Origin of the sequence: Klebsiella sp. CD33, from assembly GCF_051992865.1 — a bacterium.
Taxonomy (GTDB): Bacteria; Pseudomonadota; Gammaproteobacteria; order Enterobacterales; family Enterobacteriaceae; genus Klebsiella; species Klebsiella pneumoniae.
The window spans coordinates 4,904,673-4,926,618 of the sequence record NZ_CP197023.1 but is presented as its reverse complement, the minus strand read 5'-3'; the positions used below and the strand labels follow the sequence as shown (position 1 = coordinate 4,926,618).

Genomic DNA, 21,946 nt, shown 5'->3' with positions numbered 1-21,946 from the left:
GGCGCGATAGCCCTCCCGGGAGGTGGCTGACGCCTTTCCCGGGAGGGAGACACTAGCTTCTGGCAAACGCCGAGGCTTCTGCCACCAGCGCATTATCCGGCCGTACGCCGGTATAAAGGGCGAACTGCTCGACGGCTTGCAGGGCAATAACTTCCGCACCGCTGATGGTTTGCTTACCCCGTTGTTGCGCCAGGCGGATCAGCGGAGTTTCCGCCGGCAACGCGACCACGTCAAACACGACGCTGGCCTGGGCCACCATGGCCTCGCTGAACGCCAGCGTGTTGCTTTCCGCTCCCCCCGCCATGCCCAGCGGTGTGACATTGACCAGAATCTCGGCTGCGATCCCTTCGGGCAGGGGCTGCCACTGAAAGCCATACTGTTTTGCCAGCGCCAGGCCGCGCTGGCGATTGCGGGCCGCAATGATCACGTCGCGGAAACCGGCATCACGGAAGGCGGCAATGACGGCTTTCCCCATGCCGCCGCTACCCTGAATCATCACTCTGGCGTTGGTATCGAGCCGATGGCTGGCGATCAGACTTTTAACCGCGATGTAATCGGTGTTTAGCCCGGTTAACTTCCCGTCGTCATTGACGATGGTGTTGACGGAGTCGATGGCTTTTGCCGACGGGTCGATCGCGTCAAGAAACGGTATGCAGCTCTCTTTAAACGGCATGGAGACCGCACAGCCGCGGATACCCAATGCGCGGACCCCTTTTACCGCCGCCTCAATATCCGTTGTCGTAAAGGCTTTATAGAGATAGTTCAACCCCAGCTTGTCATACAGATAGTTATGAAAGCGGGTGCCGAAGTTGCCGGGGCGACCCGCCAGAGAGATACACAGCAGCGTATCGCGGTTAATCATGCGTAATATCCTCCGCGTGGGCCAGCAGATACGCTTCAGCCTCCTGGGACCAGATCCCATGGTGACGCGCCACAATCGCTGCCAGTTCGGGATCGGCGATCTCGCCAAGCGGCGTGAGCGGGAAGGCTTTTCCGGTATACACCAGCTTTTTCCCCCCGCCGACGGCAGGCAGATCGAGGGTGGTTTCGCCCGCGGCGTTCAGGCCGAGAATATGGGTGACCACTTTCGCCGTCTGGACCTTTTTCGCCTGCATCAGCGCCACCGCGGCGCGCATATCGTCAGTATTGCCGCCGGAGGTGCCGACGTAGTGGGTAAAGGCGTAGTGCACGTCGTAGAAGTTGATCGGGGCGCTGAATTGCTTATCCTGGGGGCCAGCAAAGAAATTCAGGCAGCCGTCCGGGGCCAGCAACGAGGAGGCCAGAGTGATCAGCTGTTCGTTTGGCACAAACACGAAGATATCGTCGAAGCCATGGCCACCGCTGAGCGCCAGCAGCGTATCGCGACTGGCCTCATGGCCGTCGAGGTAGTGGATCAGCGTCTGCGGCTCAGAGGGGTAATGACGGCGGGCGTAGCTGAGCTTCGGCTTATTGGTATCGGTCACTACCAGTAGTGAAGGGTTGATGGGGCCGTGTAGCGCATAGTCGATGGCCAGCAGCCCCATTGGCCCCGTCCCGCCCAGGATCAGGGTGCGCCCCTGAGGACGGATCCCCATCACGTGGTTGTAACTCCCCTCCTGCAGATGATAGTTGGCGTTGAAGGCGCCAATGACGCAGGAGAGCGGCTCGACCAGCGATCCTTCAAACCAGGTATCCCCCTCCCAGGTGAGCAGGCAATCCTGCGCCATCACCTCATTGGGGATCACCACATGGGTGGCTTCGCCACCGATCCATGGGAACGAGTAGCCGGGGCAGTCGGGTCGGTCGGGCAACTGCAGGTTGGCCTGGATCACGTAGCGCTGCCCTGGCTGAAACTTATGCTGCCACTTTTTACCGACGGCGAGGATTTCGCCGCAGAATTCATGGCCGATAATAATGGGCCTGGTGGCCACATCATCTGGCACCTTTTTATGATCGGCCCCCTGATTGGCCTCTTTCCATGAAGAAAGGCACAGGCTGTCAGTGACCACCCGGGCGAGGATCTCATCGTCCTGCATCGCCGGGAGGGTAAAGGTTTCCAGGCGCAGGTCTCGTTTGCCATACAGGCGCAGGGCCGTTGTTGTTTGCATAAACCACCTCATCCCCTTAATCTTTCGGGGCTATGTTGTTGACGTCACCCCGGCATCGCCGGGGCGGAATAATCAGGACAGAAAGCCGAGGGCGTTGCCGATAATGCCTAAGCCGAAAAGGGCGAAAATCAGCCAGACCGGATTCACTTTCTTGTTCAGCAGACGCACCATCAGTAGCGTCAGGCCCAGCGCCAGCAGGCCGGGGCAGAGCTGATCGAGGATGTTCTGGACGGTCATCGTGACGGTGGCGCCGTCTGCACCGGGCGTTTGGGAAACCACCAGCGGCACATTGATGGTGGTCCATTTGGTCACCAGCACCCCCATGACAAACAGGCCGAGAATGGAGGCGCCTTCGGTCAGCTTCTGCAGCAGGTTACCGCCCATATCGCTGACGATATTGACCCCTTTACGGAAGCCCAGTTGCAGGCCGTACCACTTCATTGCCAGCCGCACTGCATTGAAAATAAAGAAAAATAACAAAGGTCCCAGAATGTTGCCGGTGAAGGCCAGCGAGGCGCCAAGGGCCGCAGTAATCGGCCGCAGCGTGCCCCAGACCAGCGGGTCGCCGACGCCGGCCAGCGGGCCCATCAGACCCACTTTGATGCCGTTGATAGCGCCATCGTCAATGGCCGCGCCGTTAGCCCGGGCCTCCTCCATGGCGGCGGTGACGCCGATCACCGGGCCACACACCGCCGGCGTGGTATTAAAGAACACCAGATGACGCTTCAGCGCCGCGACCTGATCGGCTTTGAGCGGATACAGGCGTTTGATCGCCGGGATCATGTCGTAGCAAAACCCCAGGCCATGAATACGTTCGAAGTTAAAGGAGGCCTGCTGGAGGTTGGAGCGGAGAAACATGCTCACCAGGTCGCCTTGCGTGATTTTTTTCTGTTCCATTTTCGGCTCCATTAGTCGTCAAGCTGGTCAAGGGCGGGGGCAGAGGGGGCAGTGGAGGCGGCGGGTTCAGCCTTACGCCACTGTGGATTGAGCTGGATGTAGATCAGCGCGATGATGACGCCCACGCCGCCGAAGGCCAGCAGGCTGAAGTCGAGATAACCCCCGGCGAGAAAACCGAGGAAAAAGAAGGGCATCAGGTATTTCACGCCCATCATTCGCAGCACCATCGCGTAGCCCACGACGACAATGAAACCACCGGCAATCTGCAGGCCGCGGGTGACGAATTCCGGGATCGCGCTGAGCATACTGCTGACCATATCCGCGCTAACGAACAGCGAGACCACCAGCGCCGGGATTGCCACGCGCAGTGCCTGCACCCCCAGTGCGGAGACATGCAGCAGGTCGATGGTGCGAAAGCGCGCCTCCTCGGCCGCTTTGTCCGCGGCGTGCTGGAACACCACGGTAATGGTACGGGCGAAAACGGTCAGCACCTGCCCGGCGGCGGCCACCGGCAGAGCAATGGCGATACCGGTGGCAATGCTCTGGTGGCCCACAATCACCAGAATGGCGGAGATAATGCTGGCCAGCGCCGAATCTGGCGACTGCGCTGCCCCCACGTTCATCCAGCCGAGGGCGATCAGCTCCAGCGTACCGCCGAGCATAACCCCGGTTTTTAAATCGCCCAGGATGAGGCCAATCACGGTACAGGCGATAAGGGGCCGATGGGTCTGAAATTCATCCAGCACGCTGCCCATTCCGGCAATACAGGAAAAAATAAATATGGCTATTATCTGTAGGGTACTAATTTCCATAATTTATGACCTTTAAGGTGTGAGTCATCCTGCCTGCTACGGCATATCACAACAGGCGCTATTTTTTATTCGCAGAAAGCTGTTTCGTTAATTTTGTCGAGAATATTGACTAACGGATCTGATGCGACCACGCGTAAATCGAGTTTTACGCCCAGTTTATCGAGTTCACGGAATGCCTGAATATCCTGCGGATCCAAAGAAACGGCTTTGGTTAGCTGTTTTTTACCGGGTCGCCAGGCCATGCCACCAATATTTAACGTGGCGATCTGCACGCCCTGGCGCACCATCGTTAAAACATCGTGTGGATTGGTAAATAAATAAAAGACGGTCTCGTCCTGATATTGCGGGTTATGATAGACCGCAACCGCTTTTTCCAGACTGACAACGTTTACCTTCATGCCTGGCGGAGCCGCCTGGCGCAACAGGGTCCGGCGAACCTCATCGTTAAATACATCGTCATTGCAGATAATTATCCGCTGGGCGTTGGCGACTTTTGACCACACGGTGGTGACCTGGCCATGAATCAGTCGGTCATCAATACGGGCGAGGGTAATTTGCATCAGAACTCCTCCTCAACGGTTTCTGGCTGCTGCCAGACCACACAGCACTGACTGGCGATGGCCTGCAGATGCTGGCATAAGTCATCGGCGCTCAGGGTATGCTGGTTATCCACCAGCTCGAGCGCCAGCGGCAGCGACAGGCCGCTAATCACCCGGATCTGCGGGTGACGCATTGCCAGCCCGGCTGCGGCATTCCATGGGCTTCCGCACTGCAAATCTACCGCGATTACCCACTCCTCATCGGTGTGGGCGCTTACTAACTTTTCCGGGTTAATGGCGATATCCGCCGCGTTTTCGCCGGGGACAAACGCGACGGCGCTGACGTTAACCTCGCCGTAGACCATGCATACCGAATCAAGCATGGCCCCGGCCAGCTGGCCGTGGGCGCAGAAGATAGCGTGAACCATACTGCCTCCTTAACCGCGCGTTTTTCCGCCGGCAATGTTAGTGGTGACTCCGGTGATGTAGCTGGCGCGCGCTGACAAGAGATAGCAAACAAAATCAGCCACTTCCGAGAGCTTTCCTGCCCGCCCGATGGGAATGGCGTTTTTGGTATATCCCTCGCGAAGTTGCTCGACGGTGATATTGCGCGTCCAGGCCAGCGCCTCTTCATATTCCGGTGTCCGCAGACCGGTTTTTTCGAGGATCCCCGGTGCAACGCCGACCACGCGGATCCCATATTTACCCAATTCTTTGGACCAGGAGCGGGTAAAGCTGTTGAGCGCGGCCTTGGTCGCGGCGTAGCAGCTTTGACCTTCAGAGCCTTCCAGGCCGCTCTCCGAAGAGACATTGACAATCACACCGGCGCGCTGTTTGACCATTTGACGCGCCACCGCCTGCGACATGAAAAACACCCCTTTCTGGTTGATATTGACCATTTTTTCAAAAGCGGCTTCGTTTAATTCATAGCGGCCGGCCGGTGCTTTTTCGTCGACTAATAAACGCGGGAAATTCACGCCAGCGTTATTGACCAAACCATCAATACGCGACCAGCGCTGAATAATGTCATCGATAGTCTGTTGCACCTCTGTCGCGCTGGAAATATCCGTCGGCCAGAAGTGATAAGTATCGCCATTGTGATGGCGATCGCCGCCATGAATATCAATCATCTGGACATGAGCGCCTTGGGATAATAATTCATCGACAATGGCCAGCCCAATTCCCGAGGCGCCGCCGGTCACGATAATGACGTTATCTTTTAAATTTAACCAGGTATTCATTATTCACTCCCATTTCTTTAGATAAAGGGATCCCCCGCAGCGGGTGCTGCGTGAAATCATATCCTGTGTGTTATTTCAGTAATAACTCAGCCGTTTCTCTGTTTGTCACCAGACAATTAATATAGCGTCCGTGCAATGCGCCAAGAATGCCAGAGTATTTCTCTTCCCCCATGGCGATGCCGATGGAATAGCGAGCCTGGCGCAGCTTCGCCATTTCGATCGACAGGGTTTTTTCGCTCATATTGGTATCGACTAACCCGCCGTTAATATCGTAGAAACGCGAACAGATATCCCCGGCGACGTGGCGGGCGTTGAGATCGTCGCTCTCTTCGCTGCCGTAGAAGGCGTGCCAGTTTGCGCCGTCGCGAATGGCCGGTGAACCAATACCCACCAGCGCGACATCCAGGCTGTCCCAGTAGGATGAGATGGTTTTAAAGTGCTGGGACTGCATGATGCCGTTGCGGATCAGCGGGTTATCCAGCAGGGCTGGAAAATCGGCAAGGTGGGATTCCGCTTTCAGCCTGGCTGCCGCACCGTAGGTTAACGTGTTCACATGGTAGCGGCTCTCCAGTTTACCGGAAGGCCCGCCGATGATGGGGACGCAGATCACCTGGCGTGAGTGGCTGGCCTGCGGCAGGTTCTCCACCAGCGAACGCACGGCGCGGCCCCATGAAAAACCGATAATATCGCCTGGCTCCAGCAACCGATCGACAAGCAGGGCGCCATGCTGGCCCATCGCGCTCAGCTGTTCTTCTTCCAGCAGCCCATCGCTACTGGCAACCACCGCCTCTTTCAGACCAAATTTTTGCTTGAGCTGTTGCTCGAGCCACAGGTTTTCATTGTAGTCATAGTTGATGGCGATGGTGACAATGCCCTGCTCACGGCCGCGCTTCAGCAGGCGACTGATGGTGGTGCGATAGATCCCCAGCTCGCGAGCGATTTGCGCCTGGGTCATATCCTGCTCGTAATAGAGCTGGGCGATTTTGACAATCAACCGGATATCATCGCTGTTTTCCATAGTCATCTGCTGGCTCCTGCACATTTGTGCAAATCGCGGGTTTGTGCTGTTGATCTGATATAACCCTATTAGAGCCGCCGTTTGAAGCGATTTTCTTTTATTTCATCACCCTAATCTGGCGAATAATCTTGCACATTTGCGTTATCAATAGCGGGTTGTTGGCACCTTTGTGCATTGCACGCTAAATCGCTGATTCTGTGATATTTCATCATGCAAAGTTGCCAGGCGTTGAGCGGGACACTTTTGTGAAAAAAGGCGTAGTCGATCACACCTTGCGCCGGAGGGCGCAAAGGCACATCTTTTTTCTCGCCCACAAGGTAGGGTATATTTCGCTTTTACAGGAGAATCTATGCTGCCCGACTCATCAACCCGATTAAATAAATACATCAGCGAAAGCGGCATCTGCTCGCGTCGCGAAGCGGACCGCTTTATTGAACAAGGCAACGTCTTTATCAATGGCAAGCGCGCCACTATTGGCGATCAGGTGAAGCCTGGCGATTTAGTCAAAGTGAACGGACGGTTGATTGAGCCGCGCGAAGCGGATGATCTGGTACTGATTGCGCTGAATAAGCCGGTCGGCATTGTGAGCACCACCGAAGACGGCGAGCGCGACAACATTGTCGATTTCGTCAACCACAGCAAGCGTATCTTTCCTATCGGCCGTCTGGATAAAGACTCCCAGGGGCTGATCTTCCTCACCAACCATGGCGATCTGGTGAACAAGATCCTGCGCGCCGGCAACGACCATGAAAAAGAGTATCTGGTCACGGTCGATAAGCCGGTGACCGATGAGTTCATTCGCGGCATGGGCGCGGGGGTACCGATTCTCGGGACCGTGACCAAAAAATGTAAGGTAAAGAAAGAAGCGCCGTTCGTTTTCCGCATCACTCTGGTGCAGGGGCTGAATCGCCAGATCCGTCGTATGTGCGAGCACTTTGGCTATGAAGTGACGAAGCTTGAGCGTACGCGGATCATGAACGTGAGCCTGACGGGGATCCCCTTGGGTGAATGGCGTGATCTAACCGATGACGAGCTGATCGACCTGTTCAAGCTGATTGAAAACTCCTCTTCCGAAGCGAAGCCGAAAGCCAGGCCGAAGGCCAAAGCGGCGACTCCCGGCATCAAGCGCCCGGTGGTGAAGATGGAAAATAGCAACGATAAGGGCCGCCCGGCTGGCAACGGGAAACGTTTCACCCAGCCGGGACGTAAAAAGAAAGGGCGTTAACGCCTGCCGCGGGTCGGCGTATTCGCCGACCAGGAAAAGGTCGCTTCCTTATCCGTTTTATAAGCCTGCTGTTTTCTCACCTGGCGGGCTTTCTTCGCTTCCGCTTCACGCTGCGCCATCAGCTTATCGATATATTCCTTTTTCACGCTGTTCGTTTCCGCATTGCTCAGCGGGCGGCCATGCGCAATACGCGCGCGGTCAAGCAGCGTTTTCAATTCGCGCTGTTCGCGCTCGGTCATCTCTTTTTGTGTAATACGGGGGAGTGCCATGGTGGTGCCCTCAGTCAGACCAGAGCACCCAGTGTACGGCAATGAATATTTTACTGATAGCCTGTATGGCAACTAAAGCAGGCACACGCCCGGGCCTGCGCCCGGACGTATCAAACTCAGCGCTTGTCGGCTTTTTTGGCGATGGGCTTTCCTGACCAGTACCCGGCCAGCAGCGAACCGGACAGGTTATGCCAGACGGAGAACAGCGCGCCCGGCAGCGCCGCCAGCGGGCCGAAGTAAATTTTACCCAGCGCGGCCGCCAGGCCGGAGTTCTGCATCCCCACCTCGATCGCCAGCGTACGGCAGGTGGATTCATCAAAACCAAACAGACGTCCGCCCCAGTACCCGCCAAGCAGACCAATAGTGTTATGCAGGATCACCGCGATAATCACCACCAGGCCGACGGAGGCGATATGGGCGGCGGAACCCGCCACCACCGCGCTGATGATCGCCAGAATGCACACCATCGAGAAGGCGGGCAGGAACGGCTCTACCGCTTTCACCACCTTCGGCAGCAGATGATGGACAATCAGTCCCAGCGCGATGGGAATGACCACAATCTGCAGAATGCTGAGCAACATGCCCATGACGTCGACCTGAATATGCGCGTCGACGTACAGACGGGTGAGCAGCGGTGTCGCCACGACGCCGACGAGGGTGGAGACCGAGGAGATGGTCACCGACAGCGCCACATCCCCTTTGGCAAGAAAGATCATCACGTTGGAGGCGGTCCCGCTGGCGACGCTGCCGACCAGCACCATCCCGGCGGAAAGCTCCGGCGGCATATGAAACAGCAGCGCCAGCAGCCAGGCGGCGAGCGGCATCACCAGATAATGGAGAAAGATCCCCGCAGCGACCGGCGCCGGGCGCGACAGGACGCGTTTGAAATCCTCCAGCTTCAGATGCACGCCCATACCGAACATGATCAGCATCAGCAGGGTGGTGACCCATGGGCCAATTGGGGTGAAGGTGGTGGGAGTGTAATAGGCCAGAACGGAGAGCAGCAGTGCCCATAACGGGAACAGCCGCGTCAGAGTTGCGAGCATGTTGTGTTCCTTGCGATACGCGAACCGGGCCGCGCCATCCCGATGGGCGGCGAGCAGGTCAGCTGGTTGTGTTGATATTGTTATAAAAAAGCCGGGTTCGAGCCCGGCTATAGGTATTGTTTATCGTGCTAAGGAATTTTATTCAAACAAATTATGATGCAGCTTCTGCACAACCTTCTCCGCATCGTCGCCCGGCACCAGGAAGCACAGGTTGTGGCTGGAGGCGCCATAGCAGATCATGCGGATGTTAAACGGCTCGAGGACGCCAAAGACCTCTTTGCCGACGCCGCAGGCTTTCGACAGCTCATTGCCAATCAGGGCGACCAGCGCCAGATTTTCTTCCACTTCCACGCGGCACAGCGAAGAGAGCTCGGTCAGCAGCGCCTGGGTCAGCAGGGTATCGCCCGCAGAGGTCGAGCCGGTGGTGTCCATGGTCAGGGCCACGCTCACTTCGGAGGTGGTGATCAAATCAACTGAGATGTTATGGCGCGCCAGAATACCGAACACTTCGGCGAGGAAGCCGCGGGAGTGCAGCATATTCAGGCTGTGCAGCGTCAGCAGCGTTTGCCGGCGACGCAGCGCCAGCGCGCGGAACAGCGGCGGGTTCTCGGTGGTTTTACACACCAGCGTACCGCCCGCTTTAGGCTCTTTACTGGAGCCGACAAACACCGGGATATCGCTGCGCACGGCAGGCAGCAGGGTCGCCGGATGCAGCACTTTGGCGCCAAAGGTGGCCATTTCCGCTGCCTCTTCAAAGGCGATGACGTCGATGCGTTTCGCCGCCGGCGCGACGCGCGGGTCGGTAGTATAGATCCCCGGGACATCGGTCCAGATATCGACGCGGGTGGCATTCAGCGCTTCGCCGAGCAGAGCGGCGGTATAATCGCTGCCGCCGCGGCCGAGGGTGGTGGTGCGGCCTTTCGCTTCGCTGCCGATAAAGCCCTGGGTCACCACCAGGCCTTCCGCCAGGCGCGGCGCCAGCTGCTGCTGGGTCAGTTCGGCGACGGCGGCGATGTCCGGTTCGGCGCGGCCAAAGCGATCGTTAGTGCGCAGCACTTTACGGGCGTCAAACCACTGCGCCTGAATACCGCGTTCACGCAGAATTTCCACAAACAGCAGGGTAGACATCAGTTCGCCATGGCTGACCAGTTCGTCAGTCAGGGCGGTTGAGGAGGCGAGCGCGGCGGCTTCCGCCAGCGTCGTGATATTTTCCAGCAAGCGCTCAATCTCTTCGCGGATCACGTTGGGATAACGCAAACGCTCCAGAATATTGAACTGGATCTGACGCAGAGCGTCCAGCTGGGAAAAACGTTCGGTGGGTTCCAGCCCTCCCGCTAAGGCCACCAGAATGTTGGTCACGCCGGCAGAGGCGGAGAGCACAACAATACGGGTATTGGCATCGAGCAGCGCCACATCGATGCTGCGGTTCATTGCGTCAAAATCAGCAACGCTGGTGCCGCCAAATTTGGCGACGACTAGATCTGTCATAACAACCTCGTGTCAGGGGGCCTGACTTATTAAAACGATTCCTGAGCACCGATCCTGGCAGGGGCTGGACGCCGCCGGATCGCAACAAAATGTCTTAATAAGCCAGGCCAAATTATTCAGCCATGGCACAAGGGAAGAGCGATAAACAGGGTGGCGCAGAGTGATAAACAACTACGATGTCACCCAGAAGTGCTCCACCTTGTAGACCCGACTCACCGCTTTGGGCGCTGAGGTGTTCGGGTATGAAACGCCCGACTGCGAACGTTTCTGGTGACAACCCAGGGGATTCAGCCCCTGTGGCCGGCGAGGAGCGTGACCAGACGCTCTTTCACCTCGGCGTTGCTCCCCCTCACGTATCTTCCCCGGACTGGTTCCTCCAATACGGTTACCTGGGCAACGCACCTCTTCTGGCAATTACTGACGTCTTTCACCTGGCCGGGGGAACAGGGACATTATATCCCCCGCGAATACCCTTTCGCTGTAGCGTGAAATGCGCGAGCAATAGATACCTACCAATACGTAAGCACTGCGGATATATAAAGGCTTAACGCCAGCTATGTCAACGCTGCGGTTATGCGGATTTTTCATGCCTCTGCGGCTAACAGAAAAAAGCCTTATGATAGCTATACTAATGGGGCTTTTTACTCCGTTTTGACCCGATTCCTGACCGGCGTCAGGGTCAAGTCACAAAAATCATCACAATTTTCCGTCACCGGCGCTACAATCGACCGAAGTCACAATCTCAAATCAGAAGAGTATTGCTAATGAAAAACATCAACCCAACGCAGACCTCTGCCTGGCAGGCATTACAGAAACACTTCGACGAAATGAAAGATGTCACTATCAGCGAGCTTTTCGCCAAAGATAGCGACCGTTTTTCTAAATTTTCCGCGACGTTCGACGATCTGATGCTGGTGGACTTCTCCAAAAACCGCATCACTGAAGAGACGCTGGCTAAACTGCAGGATCTGGCGAAAGAGACTGACCTGGCGGGCGCTATCAAGTCGATGTTCTCAGGTGAGAAGATCAACCGCACCGAAGACCGCGCGGTACTGCACGTCGCGCTGCGTAACCGCAGCAATACGCCGATTGTGGTTGATGGCAAAGATGTGATGCCGGAAGTGAACGCTGTGCTGGAGAAGATGAAAACCTTCTCCGAAGCGATTATCTCCGGTAGCTGGAAAGGCTACACCGGCAAACCGATCACCGACGTGGTTAACATCGGTATCGGCGGCTCCGACCTCGGTCCTTTCATGGTGACCGAGGCGCTGCGTCCGTATAAAAACCACCTCAACATGCACTTTGTCTCTAACGTCGATGGCACCCATATCGCCGAAGTGCTGAAGAACGTGAATCCGGAAACGACTCTGTTCCTGGTGGCGTCCAAGACTTTCACTACCCAGGAAACCATGACCAACGCCCACAGCGCGCGCGACTGGTTCCTGGCAACCGCGGGCGACGACAAGCACGTGGCGAAACACTTCGCCGCGCTTTCCACCAACGCGAAAGCGGTTGGCGAGTTCGGCATCGACACCGCCAACATGTTCGAATTCTGGGACTGGGTTGGCGGCCGTTACTCCCTGTGGTCGGCGATTGGTCTGTCCATCATTCTCTCCGTGGGCTTCGACAACTTCGTTGAGCTGCTGTCCGGCGCGCATGCGATGGATAAGCACTTCTCCACCACTCCGGCGGAGAAAAACCTGCCGGTGCTGCTGGCGCTGATCGGCATCTGGTACAACAACTTCTTCGGTGCGGAAACCGAAGCGATTCTGCCGTACGACCAGTACATGCACCGCTTTGCCGCTTACTTCCAGCAGGGCAACATGGAGTCCAACGGTAAGTATGTTGACCGTAACGGCCACGCGGTAGACTACCAGACTGGCCCAATCATCTGGGGTGAGCCGGGCACCAACGGTCAGCACGCGTTCTACCAGCTGATCCACCAGGGCACCAAAATGGTACCGTGCGATTTCATCGCTCCGGCTATCACCCACAACCCGCTGTCTGACCACCATCAGAAACTGCTGTCTAACTTCTTCGCCCAGACCGAGGCCCTGGCCTTTGGTAAATCCCGCGAAGTGGTTGAGCAGGAATATCGCGATCAGGGTAAAGACCCGGCGACCCTGGAGCACGTGGTGCCGTTCAAAGTGTTCGAAGGTAACCGCCCGACTAACTCCATCCTGCTGCGTGAGATCACCCCGTTCAGCCTCGGGGCGCTGATTGCCCTGTACGAGCACAAAATCTTCACCCAGGGCGCGATCCTCAACATCTTCACCTTTGACCAGTGGGGCGTTGAGCTGGGCAAACAGCTGGCTAACCGCATCCTGCCGGAGCTGAAAGACGGCAGCGAAGTTAGCAGCCACGACAGCTCTACTAACGGCCTGATTAACCGTTATAAAGCCTGGCGCGCATAACGCTTGCGCAGCTAAGACGGAATGCCGACCCTTTGGTCGGCATTTTTATTTATAGCCGCCGCAGCAGCCTCGCCGGATTCCCCGCCCACACGCCTTTCTCGGTAATGGACTTCGTTACCACGCTGCCCGCGCCTATCACCACCCCATCGCAGATGCTGACGGCCAGAATCGTGGCGCCGCTGCCGATCGACACGTCATCGCCAATCTCGATCCGCCCCCAGCTGGCGCGGTCGGCGTTTGGTTTACCCTCGCGAAACAGGTCGTTGGCAAACATCACGCCGTGACCGATAAAGCAGCGCTGGCCGATGGTGACGTACTCGCAGATAAAGGTATGGGATTGAATTTTACTGTTCGCGCCGATGCGGGTATTCCCCTGGATCTCAACGAACGGCCCGACGAAGACGTTATCGCCGAGCTGGCAATCATAGAGGTTGGCGGGCTGGTAAATAACGACATTTTCCCCACAAACGACGTTACGTACGCCGGTATCACGAAGCTCAGGCATAGTTCCTCTCAAATAGGTTTGGCCAGAATATGTAAGGTGCTTTGCTGGCTGGCGGAGTGGAAAGTCGTGTCTCTGATGTGCTGCATCCCCTGGCGTTCGTAAAAACGGCGCGCGGCGGGATTCGCGGCGAGTACTTCCAGCCACAGCCAGCTTTCACCGGCCGTTTTTGCTCGCGTCTCGACGGCGTGAAAAATATGCTCGCCGTAGCGGTGGCCAGTCTTCCCCGGCATCAGGTAGAGCTTATGCAGCAGCGTACCAATCTTGCCGTCGTCAGCCATTCGCTGCTGATAGCTATATTTAGCGAAACCAACAGGAGAGGGGGCTTCGGCGATGAGCCAGTGTTGGGTCGCATCCGCAAGACTCCGACGTAGCGCATCTTCGGCATATTCTTGCTTAAGAAATAACGCCAGTTCATCGGCATCGCGCCAGAGATGAGCAAAGTGGTGATGATAGCTGGCATAGCCCATCGCGCTAAGCTGGGGCGCGTCCTCGGGACATGCCTGTCGAATAGTTAACATGCTGCGTTCCTCGCGTCGTTCTGCGGCTATATTGCCTGTAAAGTGAACAATGTGGAACGACAAAAATCGGTGGGAGAAGGCTGGAGGCGCTCCCTCCAGCCTGGGGGTTAGCGGGCGAAAGCGATCGCTTCGATTTCGACGCCGGCATCTTTCGGTAACCTTGCTACCTCCACACAGGAGCGCGCCGGAAAGGCCGCCTGGTGTTCGATAAAGAAGGCCTCGTAGGCGGCATTGATGGCGGCAAAATCCGCCAGGTCTTTGACAAACACCGTAGTTTTAACGATCTGCCCGACCGTGAGTCCGGCGGCTTCGACGATGGCTTTCACGTTCTCCAGTGATTGCCGCGCCTGTTCGGCGATATCGCCTGGCATGGTGCCGTCCAGCGGATTAATCGGCAGCTGACCGGAGGTGATGGTCATCGCGCCGAGATTGACGCCCTGCACGTACGGGCCGATAGCGGCAGGCGCGTCAGCGGTGGTAATAATCATACGGTTTATCCTTCAAACGGTTACATAAAATAATTTAACAACACCAGCGAGCCGACGCCGCTCACTACCACCCACACCAGGCCTAAACGGAAGCTGGCGAGCGTGCAGATGATGGCGGCGATCACCTTCGGATTTTTTAAGTCGAACTCCATGCTGGAATTCACGCTCAGGATCTGAATGGTGATGATGGCCGGCAGAACAGTGACCGGCACGAAGCGTAGCGTTTTGGTCACCCGCTCGGACATCTGGATCTTGCCGGCCAGGCCGATAAACGAGAAACGGATGAGAAAAGTCACCGCGGCCATGCCCAGCGTCAGGGCGATAAAATAGCTATTACTCATTTTCCATCGCCTCCACTAACGGCATATCGGATTCGGTTTTTGCCATCTGCTTGCGCTCTTCCGCCAGGTCGACGCACAGGCCGGCGAGGACGCCAAGCACTGAGGCGACGACGATACCCAGCGAATAGGGTAGGACCACTAACAGCACGCCGGAAACGGCGGCTACAACCGCGGCGACGGTGCAGGCCTGGCTTTTAATTTGCGGCACCACGATGGCGATAAAGGCGGCGACCATGGCGAAATCGAGACCGTATTTCTCAATGTGGGGAAACGAGGCGCCGACCAGCGCGCCAAGAAAATCAGCCAGCACCCAAATCGCCCAGAAGGTAATCATCGCCGAACCATAAAACAGATATTTTTCCTTTTTATTTCCTTCCATCTCTTTGACGGTGGTGGCATACACCTCGTCGGTGAGCGCATAGGACATAAAGCATTTTTTAAAGAATGAAGCTTCGCGCACGGTGCCGGAAATAGAGGCGCTATACAGCACGTGGCGAAGATTGATAATTAATGTGGTGAAAATAATCACGCCGAGCGTGGCGCCGGTTTTTAACATATTCAGTGCCAGCATTTGCGCCGAGCCGGCAATGACGATCGCCGACCACGCCGTACTCTGCCAGACGCTCATGCCCGCGCTAACGCTTAATGCGCCGACAATAAATGAAAATGGAAAGTCGCCGATGCATAGGGGCATAATAGCGCTGGCGCCGCGGAAGATGACTTTTTTATTCATCTGCTATACCTGCTAATTTATAAATAATAGTGTGGGTAGAGTACGTTAATCGGGGCCTGCTCTTTCAGGCCCGTGAAATGGTATTATTTAGCGACCATAATGCTGATAATTTCTTTATCGGTGAGAGTCATTGGTTTAATCACCAGACGGCACAGGTTATTAATAGTCTGCTCGACATCGGCGCAGACAATACCGTCATTGGCGCCAGCGCAGCTATTTTGCATTGCCATTAGTACCGCCTTAAAGGCGCTGGAGACCACTGACGAGACTTTCATCGCGCAGCTGTTGGAAGCGCCATCACAAATCATGCCGGTAATATCGCTGACCATATTAATAATTGCGGTATTAATGGTGTTGATATCGCGGGTAAACAGCCATGCCATACCGGCGGCGGCGCCCATAGCGGCGGTTGAGGCTGCGCATAGCGCAGATAAGCGCGTATAACGAGAATGAATTGAGATGGCGGTGAGATGAGAGAGAGACAAAGCGCGAGCCAGGGTCTCTTCATCGACGCCAAGATGCTCTGCAACCACCACTACCGGCATGGTTGCTGTAATGCCCTGATTGCCTGAGCCGAAGTTTGACATCGCTACCACCGGCGCGCCGCCCATGCGGGCATCTGAAGCGGCGACGGTGTTGATGATCACCTTGCTTAACAGATCGTTGCTCATCAGGCCGTTTTTCACTGCGTCAGAAAAGGTACCGTTAATGTTCAGGCCATATTTTTTGTTTTGCCTTCTGCCGCCAGCGCGGAGTTTAAGCGCGCGGCGTCGAGAATAAAGCGAATATCATTAAAGTCGACGCGATTAATAAATTCGTAAGCCTGTTGTAGCGAGAAAGTGGGCAGCGTTTCGCGCTGGGTGCGCGTATTCTGTTTTTCGCTTAATGGCTGCGGCTGGCCATTAATATAAAGTTCGACCACGTTGGTGTGGGTTCCTTTGACCACGACACGACAGCAATTCTCGCCAGCAGAGAGGGTTAAATCGAGATGGATAAAATCCGGGGTCTCTTCGACGGCAATATCAACGGCGTTATTGGCGATCAGCTTCTGCGCCATTTCAACGTGTCGCGGAGTGATATCTTCCAGCGTTTTTAATCCCTTTTGCGGGTCGCCGCCAAATGCGCCAATTGCGGCTGCCAGCGGTACACCGCAAACGGTGGTGCCGGGTATGGTGACGCCCATCGCGTTTTTATAAAGATTGGCGGAAATAAAACCGCTAATTTTAGTGCAAGGCTGATCCAGATATTGTGCGGCGTAGGCGGCCGCGAAGGAAATAGCGACGGGTTCAGTACAACCTAAAGCCGGGGCGACCTCTTGTTTGAGCCATTTTACGTACAGGGAAGCGTTATCGTTGTTCATAATGATTTAATGTCCAAAATTAAATTTTATTCAGCTGCGATAATGCTAAGACAAAAGATAAGAAAAAACTTACCCTAATAACCATAAAAAGACTGTGGTATGGAGAAAAATTTTATCTTACGGGAGGTTTTAAGATACACCTGTTTCAAAAAGTAAACTTTTTATATTTCAGTTAGTTGGGCTGATTCGTTCTAAGCGTAACGGATGATTTTGTTAATCTGCTCACAGCGTTGCTGGAAGGACAATTTTCTCTTGTTCGTACTTTTCGAATCAATAGCCCGGAGATAGCGTAAGACGAAGGAATCATAGGTAGATCTGGATCACACTTTTGCGCTATACAGATCGACAACGTTCATGCATTTGAGGTGTTACTATGCCGTCGGTATATCGTCCGCTGGTTAATTTCGTTGCGAAGGCCATGCAGGCCGTGCTGAATCTGGCACTGCTGTGCCTGGGAATTATTCTGGTGGTGTTCCTGGGAAAGGAGACCCTGCATCTGGCGCACGTACTGTTTACGCCGGAGCCGGTGAGTAAGTACAAGCTGGTCGAAGGGCTGGTGGTCTATTTTCTCTACTTTGAGTTTATCGCGCTGATTGTTAAATATTTTGAATCCGGTTTTCACTTTCCACTGCGCTATTTCGTCTATATCGGTATTACCGCAATTGTGCGGCTTATTATCGTCGATCATGAGTCGCCGCTGGCGGTGCTCATTTACTCCGCGGCGATCCTGATCCTGGTGATTACGCTCTGGCTGTGTAACTCCAATCGCCTGAAACGCGAATAAAAAAAAGCGGCCTCCAGGGCCGCTGACCAACAGTCACAAATAGAATTTATGTAGGGTCCAGTTGAGGATAGCAGTGGCATTGACCTTACTTTTTCAGCTGAGGGCGACGGCGACAATACCCGGTTGGGGTCGTGTATTGCGGCTAGACCGTCGGCCCTCCTCTGAAATTTGGGGCCGGTGTTACAAAAAAATTAACCTTTCACCCCACCCGCCGTCAGGCCATTAACCAGCCAGCGCTGCGCCAGCAGGAAGACAACCGTGATCGGAATGGCGGAGAGCACCGCCGCGGCGGCAAAGTCGCCCCACAGATAGTTCTGCGGGTTGAGATACTGTTGCATACCTACCGCCAGGGTATAGCTGTTCACATCGCGCAGCAGCAGCGAGGCGACCGGCACTTCGGTGATGGCCGCGATGAACGACAGAATAAACACGACTGCCAGAATCGGCACCGACAGCGGCAGCAGCACGAGGCGGAAAGCCTGCCATGGGGTCGCGCCATCCAGCGCCGCCGCTTCTTCCAGCGAGCCATCGATGGTTTCGAAGTAGCCTTTAATCGTCCAGACGTGCAGCGCGATACCGCCCATGTAGGCAAAGATGACGCCGCCGTGGGTGTTGAGGCCGACGAACGGGATGTACTGGCCCAGGCGGTCAAACAACGCGTACAGGGCAACCAGCGACAGCACCGCCGGGAACATCTGGAAAATCAGCATCCCTTTCAGCAGGGTCGCTTTCCCCGGGAAGCGCATACGGGCGAAAGCGTAGGCGCAGGTGGTGGAGAGAGCGACGATACCGATCGCGGTGATCCCGGCGACCTTAATCGAGTTCCACAGCCACAGCAGGACCGGGAACGGCGGCGGCGTGACGCGGCCATCGGCGTGTTCGACGCTGAAGCCTAACGCCAGACGCCAGTGCTCCCAGGAGATGGTATCCGGGATCAGGCTGCCGGTGGCGAAGTTACCCTCGCGCAGCGAGATGGCGATAACCATCAGCAGCGGAAACATAATCGCGGCGATAAAAATCAGTAGCAGGAGATGCGTGGTAAATAAACGTAGCTTCTGCGATTTGGGTTGGACCATAGCCATTATCGTTATCTCCCTTAATCAAACTTCATGCGCGTGGCTTTCAGATTCACAATCGCTAACGCGCCAACCAGCAGGAAGATAAGCGTTGCGATAGCCGCCGCCAGGCCGAAGTCCTGACCGCCGCCGCCTTCAAAGGCGATGCGATAGGTGTAGCTCACCAGCAGGTCGGTATAACCGGCCGGGGTGGTGGTGCCGAGACGGTCCGGACCGCCGTTGGTCAACAATTGAATCAGGACGAAGTTGTTAAAGTTAAAGGCGAAGCTGGCGATCATCAGCGGCGTTAGCGGCTTAATCAGCAGCGGGAAGGTAATTTTAAAGAAGTTCTGGAACGGGCCGGCGCCATCCATTGCCGACGCTTCGTACAGATCGTCCGGAATCGCCTTCAGCAGCCCCATGCACAGGATCATCATGTACGGGTAGCCCAGCCAGGTGTTGACGATGATGATCATGGTGCGCGCGGTGGTCGGGTCGCTAAACCAGGCCGGCTTAATGCCGAACAGCGTGCTGAGCATCATGTTGATTTCACCAAAGCTCTGGTTGAACAGCCCTTTGAAAATCAGAATCGAAATAAACGACGGTACGGCGTACGGCAGAATCAGCAGGACGCGATAAATCGCTTTGCCTTTCAGCGCTTCCCACTGCACCAGGCAGGCGAGGATCATCCCCACCGCGACGGTCAGCACCACGGTCAGCACCGAGAACACCACCGTCCAGACGAAGATCGCGAAGAACGGTTTCTGAATTCCTTCATCGTGGAAGACGCGGGTAAAGTTGTCCCAGCCGATAGTCACAGTGTAGCCCGGGCTCAGCTTCTCATTGCCCCAGCTGCCGTCGGCGTTAATTGACTGGTAGAAGCCGACGTCGTTGTTCGGGCGGTATTTAACGTGGGTCTGATTGTTGGTCAGTACCCCGTCTTCGCCGAGGGTATACAGAGGCTGGGTACCGGAGAACTGGCGCAGGGAGCTCATGATGACTTTGCTGTCATCCGGCAGCACAGCGGTCAGCTGGTTCAGCGCGGTGCGATTCTGGGTAATCACGCGCAGGTTGGCGCGCTCGCCTTCCGGCAGGGCGTCGGTTTCTTTTAACGCCAGCTTCTGCTCGCCGCCAAATTTAAAGGCGTCAGAAAGGTAGTTTTTACCGCTTTCGCCGTCGGTCAGCGCCAGCTTCCACTCGTCACCCGCCGGGATCAGCGTGAAATTATAGGCTTTGCCGGCCTGGAAGGAACGATCCATCAGCACCTGCTGCGCACGCTCAAAGGTCAGCTGGTTGGTGCTGCTGTAGTTGGTAAACGCGATAGCGATAGTGCAGATCAGCGGAAACAGGACAAACAGGCCCATGCCGGCGAGGCCGGGATAAACATAGCGCCAGGCATAAGCCTTGCGATTAGCGAAAATATACAGGCCAACTGAGCTTAAAATCAGCGTCATGATGGCGAACAGGTACTCCCCCTGGGCGTACATCAAAACAACAAGGTAACCCACCAGCAGGCACAGTAAGCCAATCACAGACCATGTGAGTTGCGGGCTTTGCCACCAGTGTCTCTTTTTAACGGCATCCATGGGGATCATCCTCTACAGCGGTGAAAACTGATTTGTCAGGTGGCGCTTCGCTTACCTGACCTACGGTCCGAGCCGTAGTGGTAGGGCGGGTAGGCGCACGCGCCACCCGCCGTTTTCTTACTTAGTGATACGGCTCTGTGCATCTTTCAGCGCAGCATCGACAGTCTGGCGACCGCTGGCGGCGTTGATAACCGCGGTACGAACGGCATACCAGAAGGCAGACATCTGCGGGATGTTAGGCATGATTTCGCCTTTCTGGGCGTTCGCCATGGTGGCAGCGATGCGCGGATCTTTTTCCAGTTTTTCCTGGAAGGATTTCAGCGCCACGGCACCCAGCGGTTTGTCGTTGTTAACGGCTTCCAGACCCTGATCGGTCATCAGGTAGTTTTCGAGGAACTCTTTGGCCAGCTCTTTGTTCGGGCTGGCGGCGTTGATCCCCGCGCTCAGCACGCCAACGAACGGTTTCGATGGTTTGCCTTTAAAGGTTGGCAGCAGGGTCACGCCGTAGTTAACCTTGCTCTTATCGATGTTAGACCACGCCCACGGACCGTTGATGGTCATCGCGGTTTCGCCTTTGTTGAAGGCCGCTTCCGCGATGGAGTAATCGGTATCGGCATTCATGTGCTTGTTCTTGATCAGGTCAACCAGGAAGGTCAGGCCCGCTTTCGCGCCTGCGCTGTCCACGCCGACGTCTTTCACATCGTACTTGCCGTTTTCAAACTTGAACGCGTATCCGCCGTCGGCAGCGATCAGCGGCCAGGTGAAGTACGGTTCCTGCAGGTTGAACATCAGCGCGCTCTTACCTTTCGCTTTCAGTTCTTTATCCAGCGCCGGGATCTCTTCCCAGGTCTTCGGCGGGTTCGGCACCAGGTCTTTGTTGTAAATCAGGGACAGGGCTTCGACTGCGATCGGGTAGGCGATCAGTTTGCCGTTATAGCGAACCGCATCCCAGGTGAACGGATAGAGTTTGTCCTGGAACGCTTTGTCCGGGGTGATTTCCGCCAGCAGGCCCGACTGCGCGTAGCCGCCGAAACGGTCATGCGCCCAGAAGATGATGTCCGGGCCGTCGCCGGTCGCCGCAACCTGCGGGAATTTCTCTTCCAGCTTGTCCGGGTGTTCTACGGAAACTTTAATGCCGGTGTCTTTTTCAAACTTTTTACCCACTTCAGCGAGGCCGTTGTAGCCTTTGTCGCCGTTAATCCAGATAACCAGCTTACCTTCTTCAATTTTTGCGAGGGCAGAGGCGGAAAACATCATCGTGGTCAGTGCCGACAGCGCGAGGATGCGAGCGCCAGTTTTGATTTTCATATACCCGTCCTTTTTGGTGTTGTACTCGTGGATACACTTCGGTGGCTTAACGATGATGAGTTTCCTTTTTTAACAACCCCTTTCCATCCTCCCCAGGTCTACGCCCCACCCGCTGGTTGTGTGATCTCCATTGCAAAAACGGCCGTATTGCGTCCTGGAGCACAGAAAAAAGCGCCCAATTTTGTCGCCTCCATCACGAAATCACGCTCCGCCCGCCATCCCCCGCGGCGAG

22 protein-coding genes, 1 pseudogene and 1 riboswitch are annotated in these 21,946 nt (G+C 55.9%); of the genes and pseudogenes, 3 read left to right on the top strand and 20 right to left on the bottom strand.

Annotation, left to right across the window (positions count from 1 at the left end; all coding sequences use genetic code 11):
* Positions 1-52 precede the first annotated feature (52 nt).
* The 8 genes from ACR809_RS24120 to ACR809_RS24085 form a co-directional block, all read right to left on the bottom strand.
* The gene (locus ACR809_RS24120; RefSeq protein WP_122051615.1) at positions 53-862 is read right to left on the bottom strand and encodes a shikimate 5-dehydrogenase; all 810 of its coding nucleotides are present in this window, start codon (positions 860-862) and stop codon (positions 53-55) included.
* Positions 855-2,087: an L-sorbose 1-phosphate reductase gene (gene sorE / locus ACR809_RS24115; RefSeq protein WP_008807323.1), complete on the bottom strand. Its 1,233-nt coding sequence runs from the start codon at positions 2,085-2,087 to the stop codon at positions 855-857. Before sorE ends, ACR809_RS24120 begins: the two co-directional genes overlap by 8 nt.
* Positions 2,088-2,159: 72 nt before the next feature.
* Entirely contained in the window at positions 2,160-2,984 is an 825-nt protein-coding gene (locus ACR809_RS24110) for a PTS system mannose/fructose/sorbose family transporter subunit IID (RefSeq protein WP_048994158.1), read from the bottom strand.
* Positions 2,985-2,995: 11 nt separating this feature from the next.
* On the bottom strand, positions 2,996-3,796 hold the full coding sequence (locus ACR809_RS24105) for a PTS mannose/fructose/sorbose transporter subunit IIC (RefSeq protein ID WP_002884608.1): 801 nt from the start codon (positions 3,794-3,796) through the stop codon (positions 2,996-2,998).
* A 65-nt stretch (positions 3,797-3,861) separates the two neighbouring features.
* The gene (locus tag ACR809_RS24100) at positions 3,862-4,356 is read right to left on the bottom strand and encodes a mannose/fructose/sorbose PTS transporter subunit IIB (protein ID WP_023287008.1); all 495 of its coding nucleotides are present in this window, start codon (positions 4,354-4,356) and stop codon (positions 3,862-3,864) included.
* Positions 4,356-4,763, bottom strand: coding sequence for a mannose/fructose/sorbose PTS transporter subunit IIA (locus ACR809_RS24095; protein ID WP_122051614.1), 408 nt, complete (start codon positions 4,761-4,763; stop codon positions 4,356-4,358). Before ACR809_RS24095 ends, ACR809_RS24100 begins: the two co-directional genes overlap by 1 nt.
* A gap of 9 nt (positions 4,764-4,772) precedes the next feature.
* Positions 4,773-5,576, bottom strand: coding sequence for an SDR family oxidoreductase (locus ACR809_RS24090; RefSeq protein WP_080851926.1), 804 nt, complete (start codon positions 5,574-5,576; stop codon positions 4,773-4,775).
* 70 nt (positions 5,577-5,646) lie between these two features.
* On the bottom strand, positions 5,647-6,594 hold the full coding sequence (locus tag ACR809_RS24085; protein ID WP_087674006.1) for a sugar-binding transcriptional regulator: 948 nt from the start codon (positions 6,592-6,594) through the stop codon (positions 5,647-5,649).
* A 349-nt stretch (positions 6,595-6,943) separates the two neighbouring features.
* Between ACR809_RS24085 and rluF the strand changes: the two genes are divergently transcribed.
* Positions 6,944-7,819 carry a 23S rRNA pseudouridine(2604) synthase RluF gene (gene rluF, locus ACR809_RS24080; RefSeq protein ID WP_002884619.1) on the top strand — a complete coding sequence of 292 codons (876 nt, stop codon included), beginning with the start codon at positions 6,944-6,946 and terminating at the stop codon, positions 7,817-7,819.
* Here the strand turns inward: rluF and ACR809_RS24075 are convergent.
* From ACR809_RS24075 to lysC, 3 genes are all read right to left on the bottom strand, one after another.
* Positions 7,816-8,088 (bottom strand): DUF3811 domain-containing protein, encoded by a 273-nt coding sequence (locus ACR809_RS24075; protein WP_002884625.1) that lies wholly within the window; start codon positions 8,086-8,088, stop codon positions 7,816-7,818. The genes rluF and ACR809_RS24075 overlap by 4 nt on opposite strands.
* Positions 8,089-8,204: 116 nt before the next feature.
* Positions 8,205-9,134, bottom strand: coding sequence for a ketopantoate/pantoate/pantothenate transporter PanS (gene panS / locus ACR809_RS24070; protein ID WP_002884627.1), 930 nt, complete (start codon positions 9,132-9,134; stop codon positions 8,205-8,207).
* A 138-nt stretch (positions 9,135-9,272) separates the two neighbouring features.
* Entirely contained in the window at positions 9,273-10,622 is a 1,350-nt protein-coding gene (gene lysC / locus ACR809_RS24065) for a lysine-sensitive aspartokinase 3 (RefSeq protein WP_004146591.1), read from the bottom strand.
* Between the two features lie 179 nt (positions 10,623-10,801).
* Positions 10,802-11,037, bottom strand: a riboswitch (Lysine riboswitch).
* Positions 11,038-11,386: 349 nt separating this feature from the next.
* Here lysC and pgi point away from each other — a divergent pair.
* Entirely contained in the window at positions 11,387-13,036 is a 1,650-nt protein-coding gene (gene pgi, locus ACR809_RS24060) for a glucose-6-phosphate isomerase (protein WP_002884631.1), read from the top strand.
* A 49-nt stretch (positions 13,037-13,085) separates the two neighbouring features.
* On the opposite strand, the gene ACR809_RS24055 is transcribed toward pgi, so the two are convergent.
* The 6 genes and pseudogenes from ACR809_RS24055 to ACR809_RS24030 all read right to left on the bottom strand — a co-directional run bounded on the left by ACR809_RS24055 (position 13,086) and on the right by ACR809_RS24030 (position 16,981).
* A complete protein-coding gene (locus ACR809_RS24055) occupies positions 13,086-13,541 on the bottom strand; it encodes an acyltransferase (RefSeq protein ID WP_004177857.1) in 456 nt (151 codons plus the stop codon).
* An 8-nt stretch (positions 13,542-13,549) separates the two neighbouring features.
* Positions 13,550-14,059 carry a GNAT family N-acetyltransferase gene (locus ACR809_RS24050; RefSeq protein WP_004177856.1) on the bottom strand — a complete coding sequence of 170 codons (510 nt, stop codon included), beginning with the start codon at positions 14,057-14,059 and terminating at the stop codon, positions 13,550-13,552.
* Positions 14,060-14,166: 107 nt separating this feature from the next.
* Entirely contained in the window at positions 14,167-14,547 is a 381-nt protein-coding gene (locus tag ACR809_RS24045) for a Rid family detoxifying hydrolase (protein ID WP_002884637.1), read from the bottom strand.
* A gap of 20 nt (positions 14,548-14,567) precedes the next feature.
* Positions 14,568-14,888, bottom strand: coding sequence for an AzlD domain-containing protein (locus ACR809_RS24040; protein WP_004177855.1), 321 nt, complete (start codon positions 14,886-14,888; stop codon positions 14,568-14,570).
* Positions 14,881-15,621: an AzlC family ABC transporter permease gene (locus ACR809_RS24035; RefSeq protein ID WP_004177854.1), complete on the bottom strand. Its 741-nt coding sequence runs from the start codon at positions 15,619-15,621 to the stop codon at positions 14,881-14,883. Before ACR809_RS24035 ends, ACR809_RS24040 begins: the two co-directional genes overlap by 8 nt.
* 83 nt (positions 15,622-15,704) lie before the next feature.
* Positions 15,705-16,981: pseudogene (locus tag ACR809_RS24030) on the bottom strand (L-cysteine desulfidase family protein).
* 373 nt (positions 16,982-17,354) lie between these two features.
* Here ACR809_RS24030 and psiE point away from each other — a divergent pair.
* Positions 17,355-17,765 (top strand): phosphate-starvation-inducible protein PsiE, encoded by a 411-nt coding sequence (psiE, locus tag ACR809_RS24025; RefSeq protein ID WP_002884721.1) that lies wholly within the window; start codon positions 17,355-17,357, stop codon positions 17,763-17,765.
* Between the two features lie 191 nt (positions 17,766-17,956).
* Here the strand turns inward: psiE and malG are convergent, their stop codons facing one another.
* The 3 genes from malG to malE form a co-directional block, all read right to left on the bottom strand.
* On the bottom strand, positions 17,957-18,847 hold the full coding sequence (gene malG, locus ACR809_RS24020; protein ID WP_002884725.1) for a maltose ABC transporter permease MalG: 891 nt from the start codon (positions 18,845-18,847) through the stop codon (positions 17,957-17,959).
* 14 nt (positions 18,848-18,861) lie between these two features.
* Complete coding sequence (gene malF / locus ACR809_RS24015; RefSeq protein WP_002884726.1) at positions 18,862-20,406, bottom strand: maltose ABC transporter permease MalF; 1,545 nt, start codon at positions 20,404-20,406, stop codon at positions 18,862-18,864.
* 117 nt (positions 20,407-20,523) lie between these two features.
* Positions 20,524-21,714, bottom strand: a complete 1,191-nt coding sequence (malE, locus tag ACR809_RS24010; protein WP_002884740.1) for a maltose/maltodextrin ABC transporter substrate-binding protein MalE — start codon at positions 21,712-21,714, stop codon at positions 20,524-20,526.
* Positions 21,715-21,946: the final 232 nt, after the last annotated feature.

Bases quoted from the DNA above. Each gene is read 5' to 3' on its own strand.
- ACR809_RS24120 (WP_122051615.1), bottom strand. From the start codon at position 862: ATGATTAACCGCGATACGCTGCTGTGTATCTCTCTGGCGGGTCGCCCC.
- sorE (WP_008807323.1), bottom strand. From the start codon at position 2,087: ATGCAAACAACAACGGCCCTGCGCCTGTATGGCAAACGAGACCTGCGC.
- ACR809_RS24110 (WP_048994158.1), bottom strand. From the start codon at position 2,984: ATGGAACAGAAAAAAATCACGCAAGGCGACCTGGTGAGCATGTTTCTC.
- ACR809_RS24105 (WP_002884608.1), bottom strand. From the start codon at position 3,796: ATGGAAATTAGTACCCTACAGATAATAGCCATATTTATTTTTTCCTGT.
- ACR809_RS24100 (WP_023287008.1), bottom strand. From the start codon at position 4,356: ATGCAAATTACCCTCGCCCGTATTGATGACCGACTGATTCATGGCCAG.
- ACR809_RS24095 (WP_122051614.1), bottom strand. From the start codon at position 4,763: ATGGTTCACGCTATCTTCTGCGCCCACGGCCAGCTGGCCGGGGCCATG.
- ACR809_RS24090 (WP_080851926.1), bottom strand. From the start codon at position 5,576: ATGAATACCTGGTTAAATTTAAAAGATAACGTCATTATCGTGACCGGC.
- ACR809_RS24085 (WP_087674006.1), bottom strand. From the start codon at position 6,594: ATGGAAAACAGCGATGATATCCGGTTGATTGTCAAAATCGCCCAGCTC.
- rluF (WP_002884619.1), top strand. From the start codon at position 6,944: ATGCTGCCCGACTCATCAACCCGATTAAATAAATACATCAGCGAAAGC.
- ACR809_RS24075 (WP_002884625.1), bottom strand. From the start codon at position 8,088: ATGGCACTCCCCCGTATTACACAAAAAGAGATGACCGAGCGCGAACAG.
- panS (WP_002884627.1), bottom strand. From the start codon at position 9,134: ATGCTCGCAACTCTGACGCGGCTGTTCCCGTTATGGGCACTGCTGCTC.
- lysC (WP_004146591.1), bottom strand. From the start codon at position 10,622: ATGACAGATCTAGTCGTCGCCAAATTTGGCGGCACCAGCGTTGCTGAT.
- pgi (WP_002884631.1), top strand. From the start codon at position 11,387: ATGAAAAACATCAACCCAACGCAGACCTCTGCCTGGCAGGCATTACAG.
- ACR809_RS24055 (WP_004177857.1), bottom strand. From the start codon at position 13,541: ATGCCTGAGCTTCGTGATACCGGCGTACGTAACGTCGTTTGTGGGGAA.
- ACR809_RS24050 (WP_004177856.1), bottom strand. From the start codon at position 14,059: ATGTTAACTATTCGACAGGCATGTCCCGAGGACGCGCCCCAGCTTAGC.
- ACR809_RS24045 (WP_002884637.1), bottom strand. From the start codon at position 14,547: ATGATTATTACCACCGCTGACGCGCCTGCCGCTATCGGCCCGTACGTG.
- ACR809_RS24040 (WP_004177855.1), bottom strand. From the start codon at position 14,888: ATGAGTAATAGCTATTTTATCGCCCTGACGCTGGGCATGGCCGCGGTG.
- ACR809_RS24035 (WP_004177854.1), bottom strand. From the start codon at position 15,621: ATGAATAAAAAAGTCATCTTCCGCGGCGCCAGCGCTATTATGCCCCTA.
- psiE (WP_002884721.1), top strand. From the start codon at position 17,355: ATGCCGTCGGTATATCGTCCGCTGGTTAATTTCGTTGCGAAGGCCATG.
- malG (WP_002884725.1), bottom strand. From the start codon at position 18,847: ATGGCTATGGTCCAACCCAAATCGCAGAAGCTACGTTTATTTACCACG.
- malF (WP_002884726.1), bottom strand. From the start codon at position 20,406: ATGGATGCCGTTAAAAAGAGACACTGGTGGCAAAGCCCGCAACTCACA.
- malE (WP_002884740.1), bottom strand. From the start codon at position 21,714: ATGAAAATCAAAACTGGCGCTCGCATCCTCGCGCTGTCGGCACTGACC.